Annotated in this window: 21 protein-coding genes; 10 read left to right on the top strand and 11 right to left on the bottom strand. The window is 71.3% G+C overall.

Features of this window, described 5'->3' with window-relative positions:
* Nucleotides 1-117 precede the first annotated feature (117 nt).
* Both ACFPA8_RS01240 and ACFPA8_RS01245 read left to right on the top strand, forming a co-directional pair.
* On the top strand, nucleotides 118-1,395 hold the full coding sequence (locus ACFPA8_RS01240) for a thymidine phosphorylase (protein ID WP_386441170.1): 1,278 nt from the start codon (nucleotides 118-120) through the stop codon (nucleotides 1,393-1,395).
* A gap of 95 nt (nucleotides 1,396-1,490) precedes the next feature.
* Entirely contained in the window at nucleotides 1,491-2,081 is a 591-nt protein-coding gene (locus tag ACFPA8_RS01245) for a Uma2 family endonuclease (protein WP_386440862.1), read from the top strand.
* A gap of 43 nt (nucleotides 2,082-2,124) precedes the next feature.
* Here the strand turns inward: ACFPA8_RS01245 and ACFPA8_RS01250 are convergent, their stop codons facing one another.
* Nucleotides 2,125-3,432 carry an MFS transporter gene (locus ACFPA8_RS01250; protein ID WP_386440865.1) on the bottom strand — a complete coding sequence of 436 codons (1,308 nt, stop codon included), beginning with the start codon at nucleotides 3,430-3,432 and terminating at the stop codon, nucleotides 2,125-2,127.
* 92 nt (nucleotides 3,433-3,524) lie between these two features.
* Here ACFPA8_RS01250 and ACFPA8_RS01255 point away from each other — a divergent pair, with 92 nt between their 5' ends.
* Together ACFPA8_RS01255 and ACFPA8_RS01260 are read left to right on the top strand one after the other, a co-directional pair.
* The gene (locus ACFPA8_RS01255; RefSeq protein ID WP_386440868.1) at nucleotides 3,525-4,466 is read left to right on the top strand and encodes a LysR family transcriptional regulator; all 942 of its coding nucleotides are present in this window, start codon (nucleotides 3,525-3,527) and stop codon (nucleotides 4,464-4,466) included.
* Between the two features lie 175 nt (nucleotides 4,467-4,641).
* Nucleotides 4,642-5,562 (top strand): class I SAM-dependent methyltransferase, encoded by a 921-nt coding sequence (locus tag ACFPA8_RS01260; protein WP_386440871.1) that lies wholly within the window; start codon nucleotides 4,642-4,644, stop codon nucleotides 5,560-5,562.
* 117 nt (nucleotides 5,563-5,679) lie between these two features.
* Here the strand turns inward: ACFPA8_RS01260 and ACFPA8_RS01265 are convergent, their stop codons facing one another.
* On the bottom strand, nucleotides 5,680-6,501 hold the full coding sequence (locus tag ACFPA8_RS01265; RefSeq protein ID WP_386441173.1) for an alpha/beta hydrolase: 822 nt from the start codon (nucleotides 6,499-6,501) through the stop codon (nucleotides 5,680-5,682).
* A 330-nt stretch (nucleotides 6,502-6,831) separates the two neighbouring features.
* On the opposite strand from ACFPA8_RS01265, the gene ACFPA8_RS01270 reads away from it, so the two are divergent.
* Nucleotides 6,832-7,953: an adenosine deaminase gene (locus ACFPA8_RS01270; RefSeq protein WP_386440874.1), complete on the top strand. Its 1,122-nt coding sequence runs from the start codon at nucleotides 6,832-6,834 to the stop codon at nucleotides 7,951-7,953.
* A gap of 192 nt (nucleotides 7,954-8,145) precedes the next feature.
* Nucleotides 8,146-8,529: a hypothetical protein gene (locus ACFPA8_RS01275; RefSeq protein ID WP_386440877.1), complete on the top strand. Its 384-nt coding sequence runs from the start codon at nucleotides 8,146-8,148 to the stop codon at nucleotides 8,527-8,529.
* A gap of 87 nt (nucleotides 8,530-8,616) precedes the next feature.
* On the opposite strand, the gene ACFPA8_RS01280 is transcribed toward ACFPA8_RS01275, so the two are convergent.
* The 5 genes from ACFPA8_RS01280 to afsQ1 form a co-directional block, all read right to left on the bottom strand.
* Entirely contained in the window at nucleotides 8,617-8,814 is a 198-nt protein-coding gene (locus ACFPA8_RS01280) for a PspC domain-containing protein (protein WP_386440880.1), read from the bottom strand.
* A 78-nt stretch (nucleotides 8,815-8,892) separates the two neighbouring features.
* Entirely contained in the window at nucleotides 8,893-9,492 is a 600-nt protein-coding gene (locus tag ACFPA8_RS01285; RefSeq protein ID WP_386440882.1) for a VanZ family protein, read from the bottom strand.
* A 57-nt stretch (nucleotides 9,493-9,549) separates the two neighbouring features.
* The gene (locus tag ACFPA8_RS01290; protein ID WP_386440884.1) at nucleotides 9,550-10,206 is read right to left on the bottom strand and encodes a hypothetical protein; all 657 of its coding nucleotides are present in this window, start codon (nucleotides 10,204-10,206) and stop codon (nucleotides 9,550-9,552) included.
* Nucleotides 10,203-11,978 (bottom strand): sensor histidine kinase, encoded by a 1,776-nt coding sequence (locus ACFPA8_RS01295; RefSeq protein ID WP_386440887.1) that lies wholly within the window; start codon nucleotides 11,976-11,978, stop codon nucleotides 10,203-10,205. The genes ACFPA8_RS01290 and ACFPA8_RS01295 overlap by 4 nt, the downstream gene beginning before the upstream one ends.
* Nucleotides 11,975-12,652 carry a two-component system response regulator AfsQ1 gene (afsQ1, locus tag ACFPA8_RS01300; protein WP_078873923.1) on the bottom strand — a complete coding sequence of 226 codons (678 nt, stop codon included), beginning with the start codon at nucleotides 12,650-12,652 and terminating at the stop codon, nucleotides 11,975-11,977. The genes ACFPA8_RS01295 and afsQ1 overlap by 4 nt, the downstream gene beginning before the upstream one ends.
* A 283-nt stretch (nucleotides 12,653-12,935) precedes the next feature.
* Between afsQ1 and ACFPA8_RS01305 the strand changes: the two genes are divergently transcribed.
* Entirely contained in the window at nucleotides 12,936-13,751 is an 816-nt protein-coding gene (locus ACFPA8_RS01305; RefSeq protein ID WP_386440890.1) for a SigE family RNA polymerase sigma factor, read from the top strand.
* A 293-nt stretch (nucleotides 13,752-14,044) separates the two neighbouring features.
* Here ACFPA8_RS01305 and ACFPA8_RS01310 read toward each other — a convergent pair whose 3' ends face one another.
* From ACFPA8_RS01310 to deoC, 4 genes are all read right to left on the bottom strand, one after another.
* Nucleotides 14,045-14,680 carry an ATP-binding protein gene (locus ACFPA8_RS01310; RefSeq protein WP_386441175.1) on the bottom strand — a complete coding sequence of 212 codons (636 nt, stop codon included), beginning with the start codon at nucleotides 14,678-14,680 and terminating at the stop codon, nucleotides 14,045-14,047.
* A 224-nt stretch (nucleotides 14,681-14,904) separates the two neighbouring features.
* Entirely contained in the window at nucleotides 14,905-15,921 is a 1,017-nt protein-coding gene (locus ACFPA8_RS01315; RefSeq protein ID WP_386440893.1) for an aldehyde dehydrogenase family protein, read from the bottom strand.
* The gene (locus tag ACFPA8_RS01320; RefSeq protein WP_386440896.1) at nucleotides 15,914-17,353 is read right to left on the bottom strand and encodes an aldehyde dehydrogenase family protein; all 1,440 of its coding nucleotides are present in this window, start codon (nucleotides 17,351-17,353) and stop codon (nucleotides 15,914-15,916) included. The genes ACFPA8_RS01315 and ACFPA8_RS01320 overlap by 8 nt, the downstream gene beginning before the upstream one ends.
* A gap of 7 nt (nucleotides 17,354-17,360) precedes the next feature.
* A complete protein-coding gene (gene deoC / locus ACFPA8_RS01325) occupies nucleotides 17,361-18,371 on the bottom strand; it encodes a deoxyribose-phosphate aldolase (protein WP_386441178.1) in 1,011 nt (336 codons plus the stop codon).
* Nucleotides 18,372-18,551: 180 nt separating this feature from the next.
* Here deoC and ACFPA8_RS01330 point away from each other — a divergent pair, with 180 nt between their 5' ends.
* The 3 genes from ACFPA8_RS01330 (at nucleotide 18,552) to ACFPA8_RS01340 (ending at nucleotide 21,455) form a co-directional block, all read left to right on the top strand.
* Nucleotides 18,552-19,355 (top strand): PH domain-containing protein, encoded by an 804-nt coding sequence (locus ACFPA8_RS01330; RefSeq protein WP_386440899.1) that lies wholly within the window; start codon nucleotides 18,552-18,554, stop codon nucleotides 19,353-19,355.
* A gap of 338 nt (nucleotides 19,356-19,693) precedes the next feature.
* Entirely contained in the window at nucleotides 19,694-20,104 is a 411-nt protein-coding gene (locus ACFPA8_RS01335) for a hypothetical protein (protein ID WP_386440902.1), read from the top strand.
* A gap of 448 nt (nucleotides 20,105-20,552) precedes the next feature.
* Nucleotides 20,553-21,455 carry a helix-turn-helix domain-containing protein gene (locus tag ACFPA8_RS01340; RefSeq protein WP_386440904.1) on the top strand — a complete coding sequence of 301 codons (903 nt, stop codon included), beginning with the start codon at nucleotides 20,553-20,555 and terminating at the stop codon, nucleotides 21,453-21,455.
* Nucleotides 21,456-21,477: the final 22 nt, after the last annotated feature.

The raw sequence follows: 21,477 nt of genomic DNA on the forward strand, positions 1-21,477 counted from the left end.
CGGCCGGCCCGCTCGTCACCGGACCTTCGACGAGGATGTCCGTCCCGCTCCAGTCCGTGACTTTCGACACCGATCGGTTTCCCGCCCCCGTGTGAAGGAGACTCCCGCTATATGTCCATGGACGTCATCTCTGTCATCCGTACGAAGCGTGACCGCGGCACGCTCACCCGTGAGCAGATCGACTGGGTGATCGACGCCTATACGCGTGGCGAGGTCGCCGACGAACAGATGTCGGCGCTCGCGATGGCGATCCTGCTCAACGGCATGTCACGGGACGAGATCGCACACTGGACCGGGGCCATGATCGCCTCGGGCGAGCGGATGGACTTCGCCTCGCTCGCGAGGCACACGGCCGACAAGCACTCGACGGGCGGCGTCGGCGACAAGATCACGCTGCCGCTCGCCCCGCTCGTCGCCGCCTGCGGCGCGGCCGTGCCGCAGCTCTCCGGCCGGGGTCTCGGCCACACGGGCGGCACCCTCGACAAGCTGGAGTCGATCCCGGGATGGCGGGCGGCACTCAGCAACGAGGAGATGCTCGGTGTCCTCCGCGACACCGGAGCCGTCATCTGCGCGGCGGGCGACGGGCTGGCACCTGCCGACAAGAAGCTGTACGCGCTGCGCGACGTCACCGGAACGGTCGAGTCGATCCCGCTCATCGCCAGCTCCATCATGAGCAAGAAGATCGCCGAGGGGACGGGCTCGCTGGTCCTCGACGTGAAGGTCGGCTCGGGCGCCTTCATGAAGTCGCGGGACGACGCCCGCGAGCTGGCCACCACCATGGTCGGGCTGGGCAACGACCACGGCGTGCGGACCCGGGCCCTGATCACCGACATGGCCACACCGCTGGGCGGCACCGCAGGCAACGCCCTCGAAGTGCGCGAGTCCGTCGAGGTGCTGGCGGGCGGAGGTCCGGCCGACGTCGTCGAACTCACGCTCTCCCTGGCCCAGGAGATGCTCACCGCCGCGGGCTTCCCCGACGCGGACCCCTCGAAGGCACTCGCCGACGGCCGCGCCATGGACCACTGGCGGCGAATGATCATCGCCCAGGGCGGGGACCCGTACGCGGAGCTGCCTTCCGCCCGTGAACAGCACACCATCATGGTCCCCGCCTCCGGCATCCTCACCAGGCTCGACGCCTACGCCGTGGGCCTGGCCGCCTGGCGGCTCGGCGCCGGCCGGGCACGCAAGGAGGACCCGGTGCAGGCGGGAGCGGGCATCGAGATGCACGCCAAGCCGGGCGACCCGGTCACGGCGGGCCGGCCGCTGATGACGCTCCACACGGACACCCCCGAGAAGTTCGCCTACGCCCAGGAGGCGCTGGAAGGGGCGTACGACATCGCCCCGCAGGGCACGGAGTTCGCGGTCACGCCGATCGTGCTGGAACGCGTGGTGTGACCTCGGAATCCCTTTCGGGTGACGGTCGTCCGTAGCGCCGCGGCGTTGCCTTTCGGCATGCTGGAGCCGGTGACGTACCCATGAAGGAGACCGCCATGAGCGCACTCACCGTCGAACACGGCCCGGCCGACGGCCAGGAGTGGGACGACCTGGTCCGCATCTGGGAGCAGACCGACGGACCCGAGGGCAGCAAGGTGGAGATCATCGAGGGGATCGTCACCGTGTCGCCGCCGCCTGCCAACAACCACAACAGCATCGCCGACCTGACCCAGCGCCGCCTCTACACAGTCATTCCGGAGGAGTGGGGGATCTACCAGACGCTGGGTGCAGCCGTCCCCTCGCGCAGTGGTCTCTACATCCCGGACCTGGTGGTGGCTCCGAGAGCAGTTCTGCACGAGCCCGGCAACTACATCCCCGCCGCCGCGGCCGAGCTGATCGTCGAGATCACCTCGCCGTCCGACGCCGGGCACGACCGCATCAGCAAGCCCGCGGGCTACGCCCAGGCGGGCGTCCCGCTTTATCTGCTGGTGGACGGCCATGCGCCGGGCGGGCCGACCGTCACCCTTTACGGCGAGCCGACCGGAGACGTCTACCGGGTCCACACCGCGGTGAAGGCGGGGGAGGACATCCGGCTGCCGGAACCCTTCGAACTCACCCTGGAGACAGCGGACTTCCCCCTGGACTGAGGGTCCCGCGGCGGCGGAGCAGGCCGTCAGGCGCGCACTCCGATCAGGCCCGCGCCTCGATCGGCCGCCGCCGCTGCACCGCCGCCGCCCGGCTGCCGTAGACCGTCACCGCTCCCGCGAGCACCATCGCGGTCAGTGTCAGTACGACGGTGGCAGCCCAGCCGCCCGCGGCGAACGCGACCGCGCCGAGGGCGCCGCCCAGCGAACTGCCCGTGTAGTACGCCATCTGGTACAGCGCCGAAGCCTGGGCACGCCCCTCGGTCGCGGTGCGACTGACCGAGCCCGACGCGACGGCGTGCCCGGCGAAGAATCCCGCGGTGATCAGCACGAGCCCGGCGACGACCGCCGCCAGGCTGTCCGCCAGGCTCAGCAGCAGGCCCGTCGAGGCGGTGCCGATGCCGACGTACAGCATGCCGCGCCGTCCCAGCCGGGCGTTCAGCTTGCCGGCCGTGGCCGAAGTGGCCGTTCCCACCAGGTAGATGACGAAGACCGAGCCGACGAGGCCCTGGGAGAGCCCGAAGGGTTCGGCCACCAGCCGGTAGCCGATCACGGTGTAGACCGCGCCGAAGACGATCATGAACAGCATGCCGATGGCGTAGAGCCGCACGAGCAGCGGATTGCGCAGATGTGCCGAGACCGTACGGGCGAGAGCACGCGCGTTCAGCGGAGCGGGGCGGAAGTGGCGGGCCCGGGGCACCAGCAGCAGGAAGGCCACCGCGCACAGCAACGACGCGAGTGCCACCGATGCCAGGCCCACGCGCCAGCCCCACGCCTCCGTGACCCAGCCGGTGAGGACGCGTCCGCTCATGCCGCCCACGCTGTTGCCCGCCACGAAGAGCCCGGTGGCGCCCACGAGGTACTTGCCGCGCACCTCGTCCGCGAGGAAGGCCATCGCGGACGCCGGAACGCCCGCGACGGCCGCGCCCTGAAGCGTGCGGAGCGCGATCAGCGTGCCCAGGTCCGGCGCGAAGGGGACCGCCAGCGCGAGCGTGACGGCCACGCCCATCGAGACCGTCAGCAGGCGGCGGCGTCCGAAGCGCTCGGAGAGCGCGGCCAGTGGGAGCACCGCCAGGGCGAGGCCGATGGTCGCGCCGGAGACGGTCCAGCTCGCGAGGCCGGGGTCGGCGTGCAGATCGCGGGAGATCTCGGGGAGCAGCGCCTGCGTGGAGTAGAGCAGGGCGAAGGTCGCCAGTCCGGCGGCGAAGAGCGCGAGGCGCATCCGGCTGTGCCCGGGGTCGCCGGGGCTCAGCTTGGTCGCTTCGGCGTCATGGGCGGCCGCGGAAGGGGTGCCGGCCGCGGTCTCGGCGGAGGCGCCCACCGCGGTGAGCGCCTCGGTATCGGCAGTGGGCATGCTTCGACGCTACGTACGGACCCGTTGATGCGTCCAATGCACAGAGAGACCATAATCGATCCACATGTGCATCACAGCAGTTGAGGCGGGTCATGTCACCACCACGTAACGAGAAAGACATCCCGGTCACATCCGACTGGGCAGCACATCTCACTCCCCGCCTCGCTCAGTTCGCGGCCGTGGCCCGGCACGAGCACGTCACCCGCGCGGCAGCCGAACTCGGCGTCCCGCAGTCGACGTTGAGCCGCGCCGTCGCCCGTCTGGAGAGCGACCTCGGCGTCGCGCTCTTCGCCCGCCGCGGCCGCGCCCTCGCCCTCACGCCGGCAGGACGGACCTTCCTGGCGTCCGCGGAACGGGCGCTCCAAGCGGTGGAGCAGGCGGCCGAGTCCGTGCAGGCCGACGCCGACCCGTCGAAGGGCAAGGTGGCCTTCGGGTTCCTGCACACCCTCGGCTGGGAGACCGTCCCCGGTCTGATCCGCGCCTTCCGGGCCGACCATCCGCGGGTGCGGTTCGTCCTCGTCCAGAACTACGGCGAGGCCATGCTGGACCGGCTGCGCGCCGGCGATCTCGACCTGTGCCTCACCTCGCCCGTGCCGGACGCCCCCGACCTCGTCGCCCGCCGCCTGGACGAGCAGCGGCTGCGTCTGGTCGTACCGGACGACCATCCGCTTGCCGCGCGGCGCCGGGTCCGCCTCGCCGAGGCAGCCGACGAGCACTTCGTCACGCTGGAGAAGGGGTACGGGATGCGGCGCATTCTCGAAGCCCTGTGCGCCGAGGCCGGGTTCACGCCCCGGATCGCCTTCGAGGGGGAGGAGGCGGAGACGATCCGCGGGCTCGTCGCGGCGGGCCTGGGAGTCGCCCTGCTTCCCCCGCCGGCGGTTCCGCGTCCCGGAGTGCGCGAGCTGAACGTCTCGGCGCCGCGCGCCGTCCGGGAGATCGGACTCGCCTGGTCCGCGGGACGGCCGGACACACCACCGGTCGCGGCGTTCAAGAGTTTCCTGCTGAACCGGCGGGGCCGGCTGCTTTCGGGGTGACGGGCGGCGGGGCGCGCTGTACTCACTGCGCCTGCCCCTGCGCGGCGACCCGGCCGGCCGTCATCTCATCGCTCTATTTCCCGGAAACAGCAACACAAGTTGCCGGAAACGGGTGCCTGGCCGCACGCTCCGCAACAGTGCGGTCGAGCGGAGCCGCAGGAACGAGGAGGACGACGTGGGAGCTGGCACACACACCGGACACGGGCACGGACACGGGCACGGGCATGCGCACGGGGAGGACGACGTCGACTGGGAGGCGATGGCCGAATTCCTGGAACAGGAGGCCGAGTTGCGCATCGGCTTCGCGGAGGAGGCGGCGGCCTGGCTGCGGGGCCTGCTGCTGGAGGGCGGCTGCGGCCCGGAGATCGCCGCGCGGCTGCTCGACGTGGGCAGCGGTCCCGGTGTCCACACGGCGCTGCTCGCCCGCGAGTTCCCGCAGGCCGAGGTGGTAGCCGTGGACGGCGAGCCCGCGCTGCTGGAGCGGGCGCGCAGCCGTGCCGAACGCGAGGGCGTGGGCAGCCGCGTGAAGACGCTCGAAGCGCAGCTCCCGGAGGGATTCGGCCACTTGGGGAGCGCCGACGTCATCTGGACCAGCCATGTCGTGCACCACATCGGTGACCAGCAGGCCGCCCTGGACGCGCTCGCCGCATCCGTCCGCCCCGGCGGGCTGCTCGCCGTCGTCGAGCGCGGACTGTCCCCCCGTTACCTGCCCCGCGACATCGGTCTGGGGCGGCCGGGACTGCTGGCACGGCTGGAGGCGCTGACCCAGGACTGGTTCAGTGGCATGCGCGCCGCCCTTCCCGGCCACACACGAACCGTCGAGGACTGGCCGGCGATGCTGGCCCGCGCGGGCCTCTCGCCGGCCGGCAGCCGCAGCTTCCTCACCGACGTGCCCGCGCCGCTCGAGCACGCCGTCCGCAGCCAGCTGCGCACCCACCTGTCCCGCGAACGCGAGGCGTTCGACGAGCAGTTGGACGCGGAGGACAAGCGCACCCTGGAGGCCCTGCTCGACGAGGACGCCCCGACCGGGATCATGCACCGCCCGGACGTCTTCTACTTGGCGGCCACCACCGTCCACACGGGCCGCGCGTCCTGATCCGCGCGTCGCGCCGGTCTGCCGGACGGGCGCGGTCCGGACGCGCGAGGCCCGGGTGGACGGCGAACCGTCCGGGCGGGCGGTCGAGCCGCGGGTCCGGCTCGTCCGTCCGGGCCGTCAGCGGCGGAGGCTGCGGCCGAAGCCCGTCGCGAGCGGCATCCTGAGGCCGAGTGGCGGCGGTGCGGCCAGAGCATCGGTGAGCGGCCGGGCCAGCTCCCGGCCGCACAGCGTTCCGAGAATGAAGTTCTCGGCCAGGGCGGCGACTTCGGCCTGGTGATGGCGCAACCTGTGCCCGTCCGTGTGGACTTCGAAGCGGCAGACGTTCGCGTTGGACTTCTTCGCCCGCTCCGCCAGCCGGTACGACAGCTCCGGCGCCGTGTGCTCGTCGTCCGAACCGTGCACCAACAGCACGTGCCTGCCGATCAGTTGCCTGACCGGCTCGGATTCGCACGCGGCCTGCTTCGCCCTCCGTCCGGCGCCCTGCCGGGAACCGGACGGCTCCGCCCCCGGCCCTGTCGGAGCCGCACCGCCGGTCCCGTCTCCGCTCATCCGGCCTGCGCCCTCCGCCTTCCCGCCCCTGCCGTCGTCAGCTGCCCCCGCGCCGCCGTGCGCGTCCGGGCGGGCGCCGTCTCCAGCGTCGTCCCTCGCGTCGTCTCCAGCGTCGTCCCCCGCGTCGTCCTCCGTTCCGGGCAGCCAGGGAGAGACCGCCAGTACGGAGTCGACCATCGGGTGTCCCGCGGCCCGCAGCGCCGCACGCGCCCCGACGTCCACGCCTGCCAGGCACACGGGAACGTCCCCGTAGCGGCGCACCACTTCGGCGACCGCCCATTCCGCGTCCTGCGCAGGGTGTGCCGCTCGCCCGTTCCAGCCGCGGTAGCGGTAGTGCAGGGTGTGTGCCACCAGGGAGACGTCCGGTTCGCCTTGCTGCGCGGCCCGCACCAGCCGCCGCGCGAAAGGCCGTAACGCCGCTGCCGCGACTGCCGAGGGCCGCCGGGTGCTGCGGGGCAGCCCGCCCCCCGGCAGCAGCAGCACCACCGCGTGCGGTGCCGTCCCGTCCGCGTCCGCGCCCATCGCCCGCCCCAGTCGGGCCTCCCGCTCGGGCAAAGCTTGCTGAGCCATGAGGAAGACGATGGCAGAAGCCGGAGTGCACGTCCGGTGCTACTGGATCACCATTGGGTATCGAACACCTCCTGCGTCCGCAACACAGAACGGCGAAAAGGGAGTTGTGGCACAGATGCCATCTACGCGCGTAGGAGCTACAGTACGCAGATGACGAGCCAGACCCTCAACACCGTTCCCACCCCCGAGCAGATCCGCCGGGCCCCGAAGGTGCTGCTGCACGATCACCTCGACGGTGGTCTGCGGCCCGCGACCATCGTCGAACTGGCCCGGGAGACGGGGTACGAAGCCCTTCCCGAGACCGACGCGGCCAAGCTGGAGAGCTGGTTCCGCGCCTCCGCCGACTCCGGTTCCCTCGAGCGGTACCTGGAGACGTTCTCGCACACGGTCGGCGTCATGCAGACCCGCGACGCGCTCTTCCGCGTCGCCGCCGAGTGCGCCGAGGACCTGGCAGCGGACGGAGTCGTCTACGCGGAGGTCCGCTTCGCACCCGAACAGCACCTGGAGAAGGGCCTCTCGCTCGAAGAGGTCGTCGAGGCCGTCGGCGAGGGCTTCCGCGAGGGCGAGCGGCGTGCCCGAGCCGCCGGCCACCGCATCCGCGTCGGCGCGCTGCTCACCGCGATGCGGCACGCGGCACGCGCCCTCGAGATCGCCGAACTCGCCAACAGGTACCGCGATGTGGGCGTCGTCGGCTTCGACATCGCGGGCGCCGAGGCGGGCTACCCTCCCACGCGGCACCTCGACGCCTTCGAGTACCTCAAGCGGGAGAACAACCACTTCACGATCCACGCGGGCGAGGCCTTCGGGCTGCCGTCGATCTGGCAGGCCCTCCAGTGGTGCGGCGCGGACCGGCTCGGCCACGGGGTGCGCATCATCGACGACATCCAGGCCGAGGACGACGGGTCGGTGAAGCTGGGCCGTCTCGCCTCGTACGTCCGGGACAAGCGGATCCCGCTCGAACTGTGCCCGTCGTCCAACCTTCAGACGGGCGCGGCCGCTTCGTACGCCGAGCACCCCATCGGGCTGCTGCGCCGGCTGCACTTCCGGGCGACGGTCAACACCGACAACCGGCTCATGAGCGGCACCAGCATGAGCCAGGAGTTCGAGCACCTCGTGGAGACGTTCCGCTACACGCTCGACGACATGCAGTGGTTCACCGTCAATGCGATGAAGTCTGCGTTCATTCCTTTTGATGAACGTCTGCCCATGATCAATGAGGTGATCAAGCCCGGCTATGCGGAGCTGAAGTCCGAGTGGCTCTTCAGGGACTGACGTAGCAGGGGGTATGACCTGCGAAGTCTTCCGTGGGGGCCGCTGATTGCGGGGGTCGGGGCAAGGCGCCGGTGGCAGAAGTTCATCGGATCACCTGCCCGACTTCCGCACATCCTCAGGTGTTTGTGACGTTTCGTGCTGATCGCTACGTTCGCCGAGCTGAACAAGCCCCAACGATGAGGACGGAATCTCATGCAGCAGGTAACCAGGAAGCTCCTCAGCGTCGCTGTGATCAGCGCCGCCGCTGTCGTCGCCGGTATGGGCGTCGCTTCCGCCGACACCTCCGGCAGCCCCTCGACCAGCCCGGCCCAGGGCTCGCAGCCGCAAGCCCAGGCAGCGCAGCCGCAGCCGCAGGTTCAGGGCTCGCAGCCGCAAGGCCAGGCGGCCCAGCCGCAGGGCCGGGCAGCGCAGCCGCAGGGCCGCGCGGCCCAGCCGCAGGGCCAGGACTGGGCGAAGCTGGTCCCGCAGAACCTGCCGAACCCGCAGAACCTGCAGAACCCGCAGAGCCCGCAGAACCAGAAGGGCCCGCTGGGTCTTCCGGTCACTTCCCCCCTCACCTCCGGCCTGCGTCTCTGACACGCGCACGCAAGACCGGCGGGCCGCGCATCGACACGATGCGCGGCCCGCCGTCGTCTCTCCCGGGTCTCCCCCAAGGACTCCCCGTTACCAGGCGGTCCTCTCACCCTCGTTGGGAAGCAGGATCCACAACGCGATGTAGAGCAGGAACTGCGGTCCGGGCAGCAGGCAGGAGAGCACGAAGATCAGCCGCATGGTGTTGGGCTTCATGCCGAAGCGGCGTGCCAGCCCGGCACACACACCGCCGATCATCCGTTCCTGGCGCGGGCGGGCAAGTGCAGCCATGACGCGACTCCTTCACTCCGGATCGTTACGCCGTGTCGGGTTTCCACGGTATGGGCCCGTCACACCCCCGGCATCGGGCTACGGGGCGATTCCGACCCCCGCCGCTCTCGGGGTCGGACCCTGACCCGCGTCCTCCCGGCGGGGGAGAGGGTCGTACGGTCTCCCCCCTGCAGCCACCTCCCCGGGACGGGACGCGAACGCCCTGTCGCAACGCCTGCGCAGTACGGCACGTACGGGCGGGAAGACCAGCAGCGACGTGATCGCGACCCCGGCGGTGTTCAGCAGCACCGAATCGACATTCACCATGTGACCCGGTGCGCCCGACTGAAGCAGCGCCAGCAGGGACGAGATGAGCGCACCCCCCGGGACCGTGCGGGCGAGGGTCCCCGGCAGGGACCGGTGCAGCCGCCCCGTCGCCAGCGGCATCAGCACCCCGAGCGGCGCCAGCAGCAGCAGATCCCCGGCGAGCCCGGTGAGGGCGTCCTGTGAACCGTCGTGGAGCGCGGGGCGGATCGTCGCGAAGGGCTCCAGATTGGCCGGTGCGACCCACGGCACCGACAGCGGGCGCAGCGCCACCCACCCGGCGTACGCCAGATACGCGGTCAGCAGGACGATTCCTGCGACGCGGATGCGGGGTGCGGGAGCGGCGGTTCCGCCGCCACGGCCATGGTGCTGCACATCAGCTGGGACGCGACCGCACCGTGCGGCGGTTCCGGATAGCAGGCCGCGCACCGGTCAGGCCGGTGTTCCCGCCGTTGCGGCGGCTTCCGGACGGGTGCGCAGCGCCGTCCCGCACTCGTAGCGCCGCAGCGGCTCCTCGGCTCCGGCACCCCGTGCGGGACCCCCGAGGATCACTGAGCGGTCGCTTCCGGATGCGGTGGTGTCGGCGTACGTGCAGACGATCTGCGCCAGTGCGAACGCCGGCAGATCCTTCAGGGGCGAACTCAGCCGCAGGGCGCCGGGCGGATCGCCCTCGTCCGGGCCTTCGACCTTCAGGTCGCGGGGGACGGCGGTCCTGAACCCGGCCGATTCCTCTTCGGCGTCGGGTTCCGCCTGGAGCGCGTCGAGCAGCCCGCGGGCGACGGGCAGCTTCTCCGAGTCGTCACCGTCGGGCAGCGCCACATGGCGTTCCACGGGGGACACCCGCGTACCGCACGCGAGATAGACCCGCACGGGCAGATTCCCCTTGCCTCCCGGGCCGGTCGTCTCGCCGTCACCGGGCAGGACGCAGCCGACCCGGGAGGGAGCAGCTCCGGCGTCCACGGGTACGGAGGTGGAGCGGATTCCGCAGCCGGAGGCGAGGGTGCCGAGGACCGCCAGCCCCAGGAAGGCCCCGGAGGCGGCGCGCAGCCGCAGCCGCCGGCGTGCCGTGAGGAACTGTGCGCTGTTCACCGCCCGTCCTTCCTGCCGTCGTCTCCGCTGCCTTTGCCGTTACCGCCGGCCTTGCCGTTACCGCTGCCCGTGGCTCTCCTGCCTCTGGCGTCGCCCTCTCCGCCGGGAGCGCCGTCGGCCGTCCCGTCCTCGTCCCCGGGACGCCGCGCGTCGGTGTCGCGCGGCAGGCGGAGGGTGAAGACGGCGCCGCCCTCCGGTGAGGGGTCGTTACGGGCCGAGATGGAGCCGCCGTGGATGTGGGCGTTCTCCTGGGCGATGGACAGCCCCAGTCCGCTCCCTTCCGATCTGGGCCGGGAGGCACTGGCCTTGAAGAACCGCTCGAAGACGTGCGGCAGCTTCTCCTCCGGGATGCCGGGGCCGCGGTCGGAGACCTCGATGACCAACTCGCCCTCGCCGTCCGCCGGTTCCTCCATACGCACCGAGACGCGGACGGGCGAGCCCCCGTGCTTGAGCGCGTTCCCGATCAGGTTGGCCAGGATGACGTCGAGCCGGCGGGGGTCGAGCCGGACCATCAGGCCCCGGTCCGCGTCGAGTTCGACGGCGTCCAGCCAGGCCCGCGCGTCGATGCAGGCGGTGACCTGGTCGGCGACGTCGACGTCGTCGAGGACGAGTTTCGCCGTACCGGCGTCGAAGCGGGTGACCTCCATCAGGTTCTCCACCAGGTCGTTCAGCCGGCGGGTCTCGCTCACCACCAGCTGCACCGCCGGGGCGATCATCGGATCGAGGTTGTCCTGCTCCTCCTCCAGCACTTCGGTGACGGCGGAGATCGCAGTCATCGGGGTCCGCAGCTCGTGCGACATGTCGGCGACGAACCGGCGCGAGGATTCCTCCCGGGCGCTCAGGTCGGCGACCCGGTTCTCCAGGGACTCCGCTGTCCGGTTGAACGTGCGGGAGAGTTCGGCCAGTTCGTCCGTGCCAGACACCTTCAGCCGGGTGTTCAGCTTCCCTTCGCCCAGCCGCCGGGCCGCGTCCCCGAGCCGCCTGACGGGGCGCAGCACCGTGGTCGCCGCAGCCTGTGCCAGGAGCATCGCGCCGACGAGGGCCAGGCCGGTGGCGATGCCCAACGACCAGGCCAGGGAGTTCAGATCGTCCCGCTCCGGCCCCAGGGACTTGCGCATGAAACCGGACGGAGTGGGCCCTTCGCCGATCATCTTCGCCCCGCCCACCAGGAAGGGCTCGCTGCCGCCCTCCTCGGACGTCCGCTGCCAGTACAGGTGGTACGGGTGGCTGTTGCCGGTGTCCACGGGACGCCGCTTGGCGACGGCCCTGCGCAACTGGACCGGCACGTCCGCCGTCGTGAAGGCGTCCTGGTCGGAGGCGGCCGTGCAGGTCAGTCCTCGCGCGTCCTCACCGGTGAGGATCACTTCGTAGTTCTGCGACGTGCTGGCCATCTTCTCGGCCGCGTCGCGCAGTTGGCGGCAGTCGTAGCGACGGGGGAGGCTTCCGGCGTTGTCCTCCATCGACTTGCGGAAGTCGTTCAGCGCGGCGTTCTGCGTGCGGGTGAGCACGGCGTCCCTGTTGAGCCAGTACGCGATGCCGGATGCCGAGACCGCCGCTGTCAGCGCCACCAGCGCGAAGACGACCACCAGGCGCAGCCTGAGCGTCGGCAGCACCCCGGCGAGCCAGCTGCGGACTCGGTCCTCGCGGTTGGGGCGCCTGCTCCCGGCGCCGCCGTCCCGGGCCTGACGTGGCTGCCGCCGGTCCTCCCACCGCGCTCCGCGTTCCCGGCTGCCCCCGCCCTCCCGCGACCCCGGCTGTGCCGGGTCGTTCACTGCGGAGCGTCCAGCCTGTATCCGACGCCGCGGACCGTGCGGATCAGCGTCGGCGAGGACGGCACGTCCTCGACCTTCGCGCGCAGGCGCTGGACGCAGGCGTCCACGAGCCGGGAGTCGCCCAGGTAGTCGTGTTCCCACACGAGCCGCAGCAACTGCTGCCGGGAGAGGGCCTGTCCGGGCCGCCTGCTCAGTTCCAGCAGCAACCGCAGCTCCGTGGGCGTCAGTTGGAGGTCCTCACCGTTCTTCGTGACGGTCATCGCCGAGCGGTCGATGACGAGAGAGCCGAATGTCGCCGCGTCGTTGGACTCGCGCTCGCCGCGCCGCATCACCGCGCGGATCCGGGCGTCCAGGACCCGCCCCTGCACCGGCTTCACCACGTAGTCGTCGGCGCCGGACTCCAGTCCCACGACGACGTCGATGTCGTCGCTGCGCGCGGTGAGCAGGATGATCGGCAACTGGTCCGTGCGCCGGATGCGGCGGCACACCTCGAAGCCGTCGATGCCCGGCAGCATCACGTCCAGCACGATCAGGTCCGGCCGTTGCTCGCGCAGCAGTTTGAGACCGTCCTCGCCGGACGCAGCGGTCACCACGCGGTGCCCCTGGCGGGTGAGACCCATCTCCAGGGCTGTACGTACTGCGTCGTCGTCCTCGATCAGCAACAGGAAAGCCACACCGGCCATTCTGTCCCATGCCCCCCTCCTACTTCGACCGTGCGGTGCGTCACGGTGCCCGGCTGCCCTGCGCTCCTGCCGCGTACCGCCGGCTGCGGAGGGGTGTCGCGGGCGGGCCGCGCGAGGTGCTCCCGGAGGTGCTCGACCGCAGCTCACAGCGGAGGACACGCCCTGGAGGACCCTTGTGACACCGCTGTGACAGACGGGGGACGCGGCGATGAAACTGGCCGTGCAATGTGTACGTCATCAGCAGGCGACCAGGTCGGCCCGAGGGGGGCGCGAGATGAACACACTGCACAGCAGCAACGTCAGCGCAGTCATTCACACGCGTCTGCACACCCCGGCGGTTCCGTCCGGTCACGCTGAGAAGTCCGGTGCCTTCGCCAAGGGCCAAGGCAAGGGAAGTGCCGCCGGCGGGCGGGGGTGCGTAGGGGGCACTTCCCACGCCGCAGGCCGAGGGGGAAGCGCCGGGCGTGTGCGTCCGCAGCACATCGCTGCGGTTGAGGGCCTTCGAGGGGAGGCCCGCACGGGGGACGGTGAGTACAGGGAGGAGCCGGGAGCGCGGCAAGAGGGCACGTCCGAGGCGGAGTTCACCGCCTACGTACGTGAGCGCCGCGCCTCCCTGTACGCCACCGCCTACCACCTCACAGGCGACCGCTTCGAAGCCGAGGATCTGCTGCAGAGCGCGCTGTTCTCCACGTACCGCGCCTGGCACCGGATCAGCGACAAGGCGGCGGTCGGCGGCTACCTGCGCCGCACGATGACGAACCTTCACATCAGCGCGTGGCGCCGCCGCAAGCTGAACGAGTACCCGACGGAGGAGCTGCCGGAGACCGCCGGCGACCAGGACGCGATGCGCGGCACGGAACTGCGCACAGTGCTCTGGCAGGCACTCGCCCGGCTTCCCGAACTGCAGCGCACGATGCTGGTGTTGCGCTACTACGAGGGCCGTACCGACCCTGAGATCGCGGAGATCCTCGACATCAGCGTCGGCACCGTCAAGAGCAGCATCTGGCGCTCGCTGCGACGGCTGCGTGACGACGAGGTCCTCAGCTTCGGCAGGGACCAGGAGGAGTCCTTCGGCGAGTTGGTCGCCTGACGAGGATTTCACAAGCCTGAGGAGAGGGCTGGGGGCCCTCGACGGGGGACCGCAGGAACGGGACGCAGGTCCCGGGGTGCGGGGGAACACGGGGGAAGTACGGGGGATACGGGAAAACGGGGGATCACGGGGAAACGGGGACCCGTCCGGGGGGACGGGATCGGGAGAGCGGGTTCGGGCAACCGGGGGGTCTGCCTGAACCCGCTCTCCCGCGTCCGGGTCCCCACGCTCTCCCGGGCCCGGGGGAACCCGTCGAGGCCGTCGAGACCGTCGAGAACCGTCGAGAGCCAGGGTCACCTGGCCGTACGCGTGTCGTCCGCGGTACGCAGCCGCCTGATCCGCTCGGCCGCCTCGTCCCGCGCGCACGGGTGCGCGCCGAGCTCGCGGTGCCGCGCCACGATGGCTCCCTCGGCCCGCAGCAGCCGCAAGCCCCGGCGCAGCAGGAACAGCGCGGACTTCCGGCCCTCACGCAGGTCCCGCACCAGCCTCCTCCGGAACGTCGTCGTGGGACGTCCGCGCAGGCAGATCGCGTCGGCGAGCAGGCCGAGCTCGCGGCAGCGGGGCACTATGTCCGCGGCGAAGATCCCCTCGGCGATGAACAACCGCGCGCCGTCGAGGGTGAGCGTCTCCGTGCCCACGCGGGCGCTCTGCGAGATGTCGTACAGCGGCACGGTCGTACGTCCCTTCACGCACAGCTCGTGCACCGCGGAGACGGCTGCCTCGGCGTCCCAGGAGCCGGCCGAGTCCCAGTCCACGCCGATGCCGTGCGGCAGCATGGGGAGGGTCGGGTCCCCGGCCTCCTTGTAGAAGTCGTCGAGACGCATCACGGGCAGTCCGCTGCGCGCGGAGAGACGGGACTTGCCCGCGCCGGACGGTCCTGTGAGCAGGATGACGCGAGGCGGGCGGGATATGTCGTGGGGGTCGGTCACGAGACACCATTGTCGGTCATCCCGCGGGCTGCGTAACCGCTCGGGGCGTGTGATGCGGGCGGCGGTGGCCCGGCCCGCGCGTACCGGGTGGACGACCACGACGGTGACGGTCGCTCCGGAGATCTCCTGGCCGACGCGGTAGCCGCCGATGTGGATCGGCGCGGCCGACGGCCTCGAAGACCTGCCGGAGCTGCCCCGCCGACGGCGGGGCAGCCGGCGTCCGGTCACACGCCCATCGGGTGCCAGACGGTCTTCGTCTCCAGGAAGGACAGCAGCCGGGAGGTCCCCGGGTCGGCGGCCCAGTCCGCGTCGGGCTCACCGGGGCGCCGCACCCGCTTCAGGTTGTCCGCCGCCGAGGTCTCCAGCTCCTTCGCCAGCTCCGGGTCCCCCGCCGCGCCCGCCAGGTCGATCGCGTTGACGTCCTGGTGCGAGGCGAGTGTCGCGGCCACCTCGCCCGTACGTCCGGAGAGGACGTTGACGACGCCGCCCGGCAGGTCGGACGTGGCCAGGACCTCCCCGAGGGACAGCGCGGGCAGCGGGGCCCTCTCGGAGGGCACCAGGACCGCCGTGTTGCCCGTGACGATCACGGGGGCGAGGACCGAGACCAGCCCCAGGAAGGACGACTCCTGCGGTGCCAGCACCGCCACGACACCGGTGGGTTCGGGCGTGGAGAGGTTGAAGAACGGCCCGGCGACGGGGTTCGCGCCCCCGGCGACCTGCGCCACCTTGTCGGACCATCCCGCGTACCAGACCCAGCGGTCCACGGTGGCGTCGACCTGCGCGGCAGCCGCCGCCTCCGACAGCCCTTCCGCTGCGGCGACTTCGGCCGTGAACTGTGCGCGGCGCCCCTCCAGCATCTCTGCGATCCGGTAGAGGATCTGACCGCGGTTGTAGGCGGTCGCCGCCGACCATCCGCCGAACGCCTTGCGTGCGGCGACGACCGCGTCGCGGGCGTCCTTTCGGGAGGACCGCGGTGCGTTGGCCAGCCAGTCGCCCTGGGAGTCGGTCACCTCGTACACCCGTCCGCTCTCGCTGCGCGGGAACTTGCCGCCGATGAAGAGCTTGTAGGTCTTCAGGACGTCGACGCGCACCCGCGCACGGGACGCGCCTGCTGCCTGCGCCGACGGCTTGCGCGCACGCGGGGCCCCCGGCTTCTTCGCCGGCTCGGCCGCCTTCGCGGACCCGGCCGCCTTCTGCGCCGTCGCGGTCTTCTTCGCGGTCTTGCCGGACTCGTCAGACATCGAGGTACGCCTCCAGACCGTGACGGCCGCCCTCACGGCCGTAACCCGACTCCTGGTAACCGCCGAACGGCGAGGTCGGATCGAACTTGTTGAACGTGTTGGCCCAGACGACGCCCGCCCGGAGCCTGCCGGCCATGGCCAGGATGCGGGAGCCCTTCTCCGTCCAGATTCCCGCGGAGAGGCCGTACGGCGTGTTGTTGGCCTTCGCCACCGCCTCGTCGGGCGTACGGAAGGTCAGCACGGACAGCACCGGCCCGAAGATCTCCTCACGCGCGATCCGGTGTGCCTGGCTGACGCCGGTGAAGAGCGTCGGAGCGAACCAGTAGCCGTTCTCGGGCAACCGGCAGGGGGCGGACCACCTTTCGGCACCTTCGGCCTCGCCCGAGTCGGCCAGCGCCGTGATACGGGCCAGCTGTTCGGCCGAGTTGATGGCGCCGACGTCGGTGTTCTTGTCCATCGGGTCGCCGACGCGGAGAGTGCTCAGCCGCCGCTTCAGGGCGTCCAGCAGCTCGTCCTGCACCGACTCCTGCACCAGCAGCCGCGAGCCCGCGCAGCAGACCTGCCCCTGGTTGAAGTAGATGCCGTTGACGATGCCCTCGACGGCCTGGTCGATCGGGGCGTCGTCGAAGACGATGTTGGCGCCCTTGCCGCCCAGTTCGAGCGTGACCTTCTTGCGCGTACCGGCGACCGTGCGGGCGATCTCCTTGCCGACGGCCGTGGAGCCGGTGAAGGCGACCTTGTCGATGCCGGGGTGCGCGACGAGTTCGGCCCCCGTCGCACCGTCCCCCGTCAGGATGTTGACGACGCCCCTGGGCAGGCCCGCCTGCCGGCACACGTCCGCGAAGAACAGGGCGGACAGCGGTGTCGTCTCGGCGGGCTTGAGCACCACGGTGTTGCCCGTGGCGAGGGCCGGGGCGATCTTCCACGCCAGCATCAGCAGCGGGAAGTTCCACGGGATGACCTGCCCTGCGACGCCCAGCGGCCTCGGGGCGGGGCCGAATCCCGCGTGCTCCAGCTTGTCCGCCCAGCCCGCGTAGTAGAAGAAGTGCGCCGCGACCAGCGGCAGGTCGGCGTCGCGCGTCTCGCGGATCGGCTTGCCGTTGTCCAGCGTCTCCAGGACGGCCAGCTCACGGGCGCGTTCCTGGAGGATGCGGGCGATGCGGAAGATGTACTTCGCACGTTCGGCACCCGGCAGCGCGGACCAGCCGGTGAACGCGGCACGCGCTGCGCGCACCGCGTCCTCGACGTCCGCGGTGCCCGCCTGTGCGACCTCGGAGAGGACCTCCTCGGTCGAGGGGGAGACCGTCTTGAAGACCTTGCCGTCCGCCGCCTCGCGGAATTCGCCGTCGACGAACAGGCCGTAGGACGGGGCGATGTCGACGATCGCGCGGGACTCGGGAGCGGACGCGTACACGAAAATCTGGTCTGTCATCTCTGCCTCAGTCCACCGTCACGTAGTCGGGACCGGAGTAGCGGCCGGTGTTCAGCTTCTGGCGCTGCATGAGCAGGTCGTTCAGGAGGCTGGAAGCACCGAAGCGGAACCAGTCGGGGCTCAGCCAGTCCGGGCCCGCGGTCTCGTTGACGACCACCAGGTAGCGCAGGGCGTCCTTGGCGCTGCGGATGCCGCCCGCGGGCTTCACGCCGATCTGCGTGCCGGTGGCGGCCCGGAAGTCGCGCACGGCTTCGAGCATCAGCAGCGTGTTGGGGAGCGTGGCGTTCACGGCCACCTTGCCCGTCGAGGTCTTGATGAAGTCCGCCCCGGCGAGCATGGCCAGCCAGGACGCGCGCCGGATGTTGTCGTACGTCGACAGCTCGCCGTTCTCGAAGATCACCTTCAGATGGGCGGGCTCCCCGCCCCCGGAGCCTCCGGACGGGGCGGTGCTCCCGGCGGGGCGTCGGCACGCCTCCTTCACCGCCTGGATCTCCTCGAAGACCTTCCCGTACCGCCCCGCGAGGAACGCGCCGCGGTCGATCACCATGTCGATCTCGTCGGCGCCGGCGGCGACGGCCTCCCGGGTGTCGGCCAGCTTGACGGAGAGGGCCGCACGCCCCGACGGGAAGGCGGTCGCGACGGAGGCGACCTTGATCCCGGCGCCGCCGCTCGCGGCCAGCGCCTCCTTCGCCGTCGCCGCCATGTCGGAATAGACGCAGATCGCGGCGACCTGGGGCGCGGTGCGGTCGGTCGGGTCGGGGTTGCTGCCCTTGGCACACAGCGACCGCACCTTGCCGGGGGTGTCGGCCCCTTCGAGGGTGGTCAGGTCGATCATCGAGATGGCCAGGTCGAGGGCGTACGCCTTGGCCGTGGTCTTGATCGAGCGTGTGCCGAGAGTGGCGGCGCGGGCTTCGAGTCCGACCGCGTCGACTCCGGGCAGGCCGTGCAGATAGCGGCGCAACGCGGCGTCGGACGCGGTGACGTCCGCAAGTGCGGGTGCGGTGGAGGCAGAAGACATGGTCACCAGAGGAGCATATCTACACGCGTAGCTTCGTCGGTAGGGGAGAGAGCGGCCGGGATGCGACGGTGATGCCGTGCGTACGCCGGCCGCCGCCCCGCGGTACGTCCCGGCGGCGGCCGCAGATCGATGCCGAGCCGCAATGTCCGCCATCCGGACCCTCCGGCAGAATCGAGCCCCATGAGTAGCGAGTCCCGACCTGAACGCGAACCCGAGCAGGGGCGCGAGCCGGACGCCGCGTCCGCGTCCGGCCCCGCGCCGGCGTCCGAAGCGGAACCCGGCGGCGAAGCGGCACCGGACGCCGCGGCCACGCCCGGAAGCGCCGCTGCGGCCGAGCCCGGGACGCCCGCGTACGCCGACCGCTGCTACCGCTCGCCGGCTGCCCTCGCAGGCGGCGTCATGCTGCTCCTCCTGGCCGGCTGGCTCGGTACGGACGCGCTGCTCCACGGCGTGACGCGCACGCGGCTCATCGCCCTCGCCGGGCTGCTCCTCGTCGTCCCCCTGGTCGTCGCCTTCACCCTGCGGCCGGCCGTGTACGCGAATCCGCAGCGGATGCGGGTACGCAATCCGTTCCGCACCATCACCGTCCCGTGGGGGACGGTGGAGTCCTTGCAGTCCGGTTACTCGAGCGAGGTCGTCGCCGACGGCACCAAGTACCAACTGTGGTCGATTCCCGTGTCGTTGCGCGCCCGTAAGCGCGCCGCGCGGCAGACCGAGCGCGCGGAGCGTGCGGCGTCCAGAAGCTCGGGCCCGGCCCGGCCCACCGGATTCCTCGGGCTCGGCGGGGTGCCGGGCGGAGAGGACGACGCCACTGGGAAACGGGCGCCGTCCGACCAGGCGATCGACGAACTCCGCGCCCTCGCCCTGGAGAACGGCGAAAGCAGCACAGCGCAGGGTGAGGTGACCGTGCGCTGGGCGTACGAGATCGCAGCCCCGGCGCTGGCAGGTGGCGTCGCGCTCGCCGTCCTGCTCGGCCTGCTCTGATACCTGCGCGCGTATCCGGACGGTTCCCGGGCGGCGGGTGGCGGGCGGCTGGAATTCGGATTCCCGCCCGCTCGTGGACCGCGCGGCTCTTGCGGGAAGAAACGAGCCGGATTGCGCGCTGCCTCACACGGGTGAATTCTCCGGACGGAACGGAATCATTGGCGAATCGATTCTCTTTCGGGCCACACTGCCGACGTCCGGTTTTCCGAGCGGAATCCATATCTTCATGAGAGTCGAATCTTCTTGTCCCTGTGGCGTCAGCTGGCGAATCTTGCTGACGTTGTCCGTCATCGGGTGATCGGCCAGCCGGCCGAGAACAGAGAAAGCGAGAACTCAGAGTGAAGATTCGAAAGTCTCTGGCAGTTCTGGGGGCGAGCGCCACGCTGGCGCTCGGGTTCGGCGGGGCGGTGGCGCCCGCCGCGCAGGCGGAGGTTCCGAGGTGGGGCGGCAACGCCGCCTACTCGCAGACCAACCTCCACACCGGCACCGTCGAGCAGGGGATTCCGCGGAGATCCTTCGGCGGCGCGGAGATGATGCCGCCCGCGGCTGCCGCGTCCCTGCGCTGCTGGAACCCTGCTCTCTCGGGCCGTTCGTTCGCCGTCTCGTGCTCGGGTTCCCGCTACTACGTCTACACCGACTGCACGAACGACCGCCGGTACATCGTCGGTCCGCTGTCCGGCGCGAAGCGGGTCCGCATCACGTGCCCGGCCGGCAGCCAGGCCATGGACGGCGGCGCCTACGGCTACTGAGCCGGTGAGCAGTTGAACCGTGGTGGGTTCGGGAGCTGAATTCCCGGACCCCCGGCGGGACTTCTGCCGAAGGAAACAAAGGAGACTGCTGCGCGGCCGGGTCCGGGACTCCCCGGGTCCGGCCGCGTCGTGCGTGCGGTCCGCGCTGTTGCGCGCCGGGGGAGCCGTCGGATGTGATGGCGGAGGAGAGCCCGCCCGATGGAGCTCGGGGGCTGGGGCTGCCGCCGGCTGCCCCGGCGCACGCCGGTCTCGCTGCGGTCCGGTGAAGCGCTGTTCCTCCAGCTCACGAGCGGCGGGGAGTTCGTCGTCACGGTCGGCAGGTGCGGCAGGTGCGGCAGGTGCGGCAGACGCGGTCGGCGGCCGGTTGTCCGGGAGCGGACGGAAGAAGAACTGACCGCGCCGGAAAGGGGCTTGAGTCTCCAGTGACTGGAAGGCCGAGACTCCCCGCATGAAGGACGAACCGGAGCTTCTCACCATCGGACAGCTCGCCGGCCGTACGGGCGTGGCCGTACGCACCATCCGCTACTGGTCGGACATCGGTCTGCTCCCGCCCGGAGGACGGAGCGGGGGCGGCTACCGGCTGTACGGTGCCGAAGCCGTCGCACGCCTCGAACTCTTGTGCACCCTGCGAGAGTTGGGCCTCGGTCTCGAAGAGGTGGGGCGGGTCCTGAGCAGCGAGGCGACGCTCGCGGAGACCGCCGCCACGCACGTGGCCGCGATCGACGCCCGCATCCGGGCCCTGAAGCTCAACCGGGCCGTCCTGTCCACCGTCGCGGAACGCGGTTCCACCGCAGAGGAGACAGCACTCATGAACAAGCTCGCCCGGCTCTCGGTCGACGAACGCGCAGCAATCATCGAGGACTTCATGAAGGAGGTGGCCGGCGGCATCGACGACGCCCCCGACATCCACGAGAGGCTGCGGCGCTCCCCGGTGCGGCTGCCCGAGAACCCCACAGCCGAACAGGTCGACGCCTGGCTGCAGTTGGCTGAACTGATCCAGGACCCCGGCTTCCGCTCCCGGATGCGGCGCATGCTGGAGCTCACCGTGCCGGGACGGCCGGGCGGCTCCATCTGGTGGGCGGGTCAGGTGGCCGGCACCGTCGCCGAGGCGCGCGAGAAGGGGATCGACCCCGGGTCACCGGAGGCGTCCGCCGTGCTGGCCGGCTTGTTCGGGGAGGCGGACCGGGCCGAACTGCTGGAGTGCCTGGAAGCGGGTCTCGACGCGGGAGCCGAGCGGTTCCGGCTGCTCATGGCCGAAGTCAGGGGACACGGCCCGCGTCCCCCACGGCACGAGGACCTGGCCTGGCTGGGCGGGGCACTCCGGGCCGACCTGCGGCGCAGCGGCACCTGATTCGTCCTGGGCACCGCCTGCC

It is taken from the genome of Streptomyces ovatisporus (assembly GCF_042653885.1).
Taxonomy (GTDB): domain Bacteria; phylum Actinomycetota; class Actinomycetes; order Streptomycetales; family Streptomycetaceae; genus Streptomyces; species Streptomyces ovatisporus.

What these genes read in the sequence shown, in the direction of transcription:
- ACFPA8_RS01240 (WP_386441170.1), top strand. Translation starts at nt 118, where the DNA reads ATGGACGTCATCTCTGTCATCCGTACGAAGCGTGACCGCGGCACGCTC.
- ACFPA8_RS01245 (WP_386440862.1), top strand. Translation starts at nt 1,491, where the DNA reads ATGAGCGCACTCACCGTCGAACACGGCCCGGCCGACGGCCAGGAGTGG.
- ACFPA8_RS01250 (WP_386440865.1), bottom strand. Translation starts at nt 3,432, where the DNA reads ATGCCCACTGCCGATACCGAGGCGCTCACCGCGGTGGGCGCCTCCGCC.
- ACFPA8_RS01255 (WP_386440868.1), top strand. Translation starts at nt 3,525, where the DNA reads ATGTCACCACCACGTAACGAGAAAGACATCCCGGTCACATCCGACTGG.
- ACFPA8_RS01270 (WP_386440874.1), top strand. Translation starts at nt 6,832, where the DNA reads ATGACGAGCCAGACCCTCAACACCGTTCCCACCCCCGAGCAGATCCGC.
- ACFPA8_RS01275 (WP_386440877.1), top strand. Translation starts at nt 8,146, where the DNA reads ATGCAGCAGGTAACCAGGAAGCTCCTCAGCGTCGCTGTGATCAGCGCC.
- ACFPA8_RS01280 (WP_386440880.1), bottom strand. Translation starts at nt 8,814, where the DNA reads ATGGCTGCACTTGCCCGCCCGCGCCAGGAACGGATGATCGGCGGTGTG.
- ACFPA8_RS01305 (WP_386440890.1), top strand. Translation starts at nt 12,936, where the DNA reads ATGAACACACTGCACAGCAGCAACGTCAGCGCAGTCATTCACACGCGT.
- ACFPA8_RS01315 (WP_386440893.1), bottom strand. Translation starts at nt 15,921, where the DNA reads ATGTCTGACGAGTCCGGCAAGACCGCGAAGAAGACCGCGACGGCGCAG.
- ACFPA8_RS01320 (WP_386440896.1), bottom strand. Translation starts at nt 17,353, where the DNA reads ATGACAGACCAGATTTTCGTGTACGCGTCCGCTCCCGAGTCCCGCGCG.
- deoC (WP_386441178.1), bottom strand. Translation starts at nt 18,371, where the DNA reads ATGTCTTCTGCCTCCACCGCACCCGCACTTGCGGACGTCACCGCGTCC.
- ACFPA8_RS01330 (WP_386440899.1), top strand. Translation starts at nt 18,552, where the DNA reads ATGAGTAGCGAGTCCCGACCTGAACGCGAACCCGAGCAGGGGCGCGAG.
- ACFPA8_RS01340 (WP_386440904.1), top strand. Translation starts at nt 20,553, where the DNA reads ATGAAGGACGAACCGGAGCTTCTCACCATCGGACAGCTCGCCGGCCGT.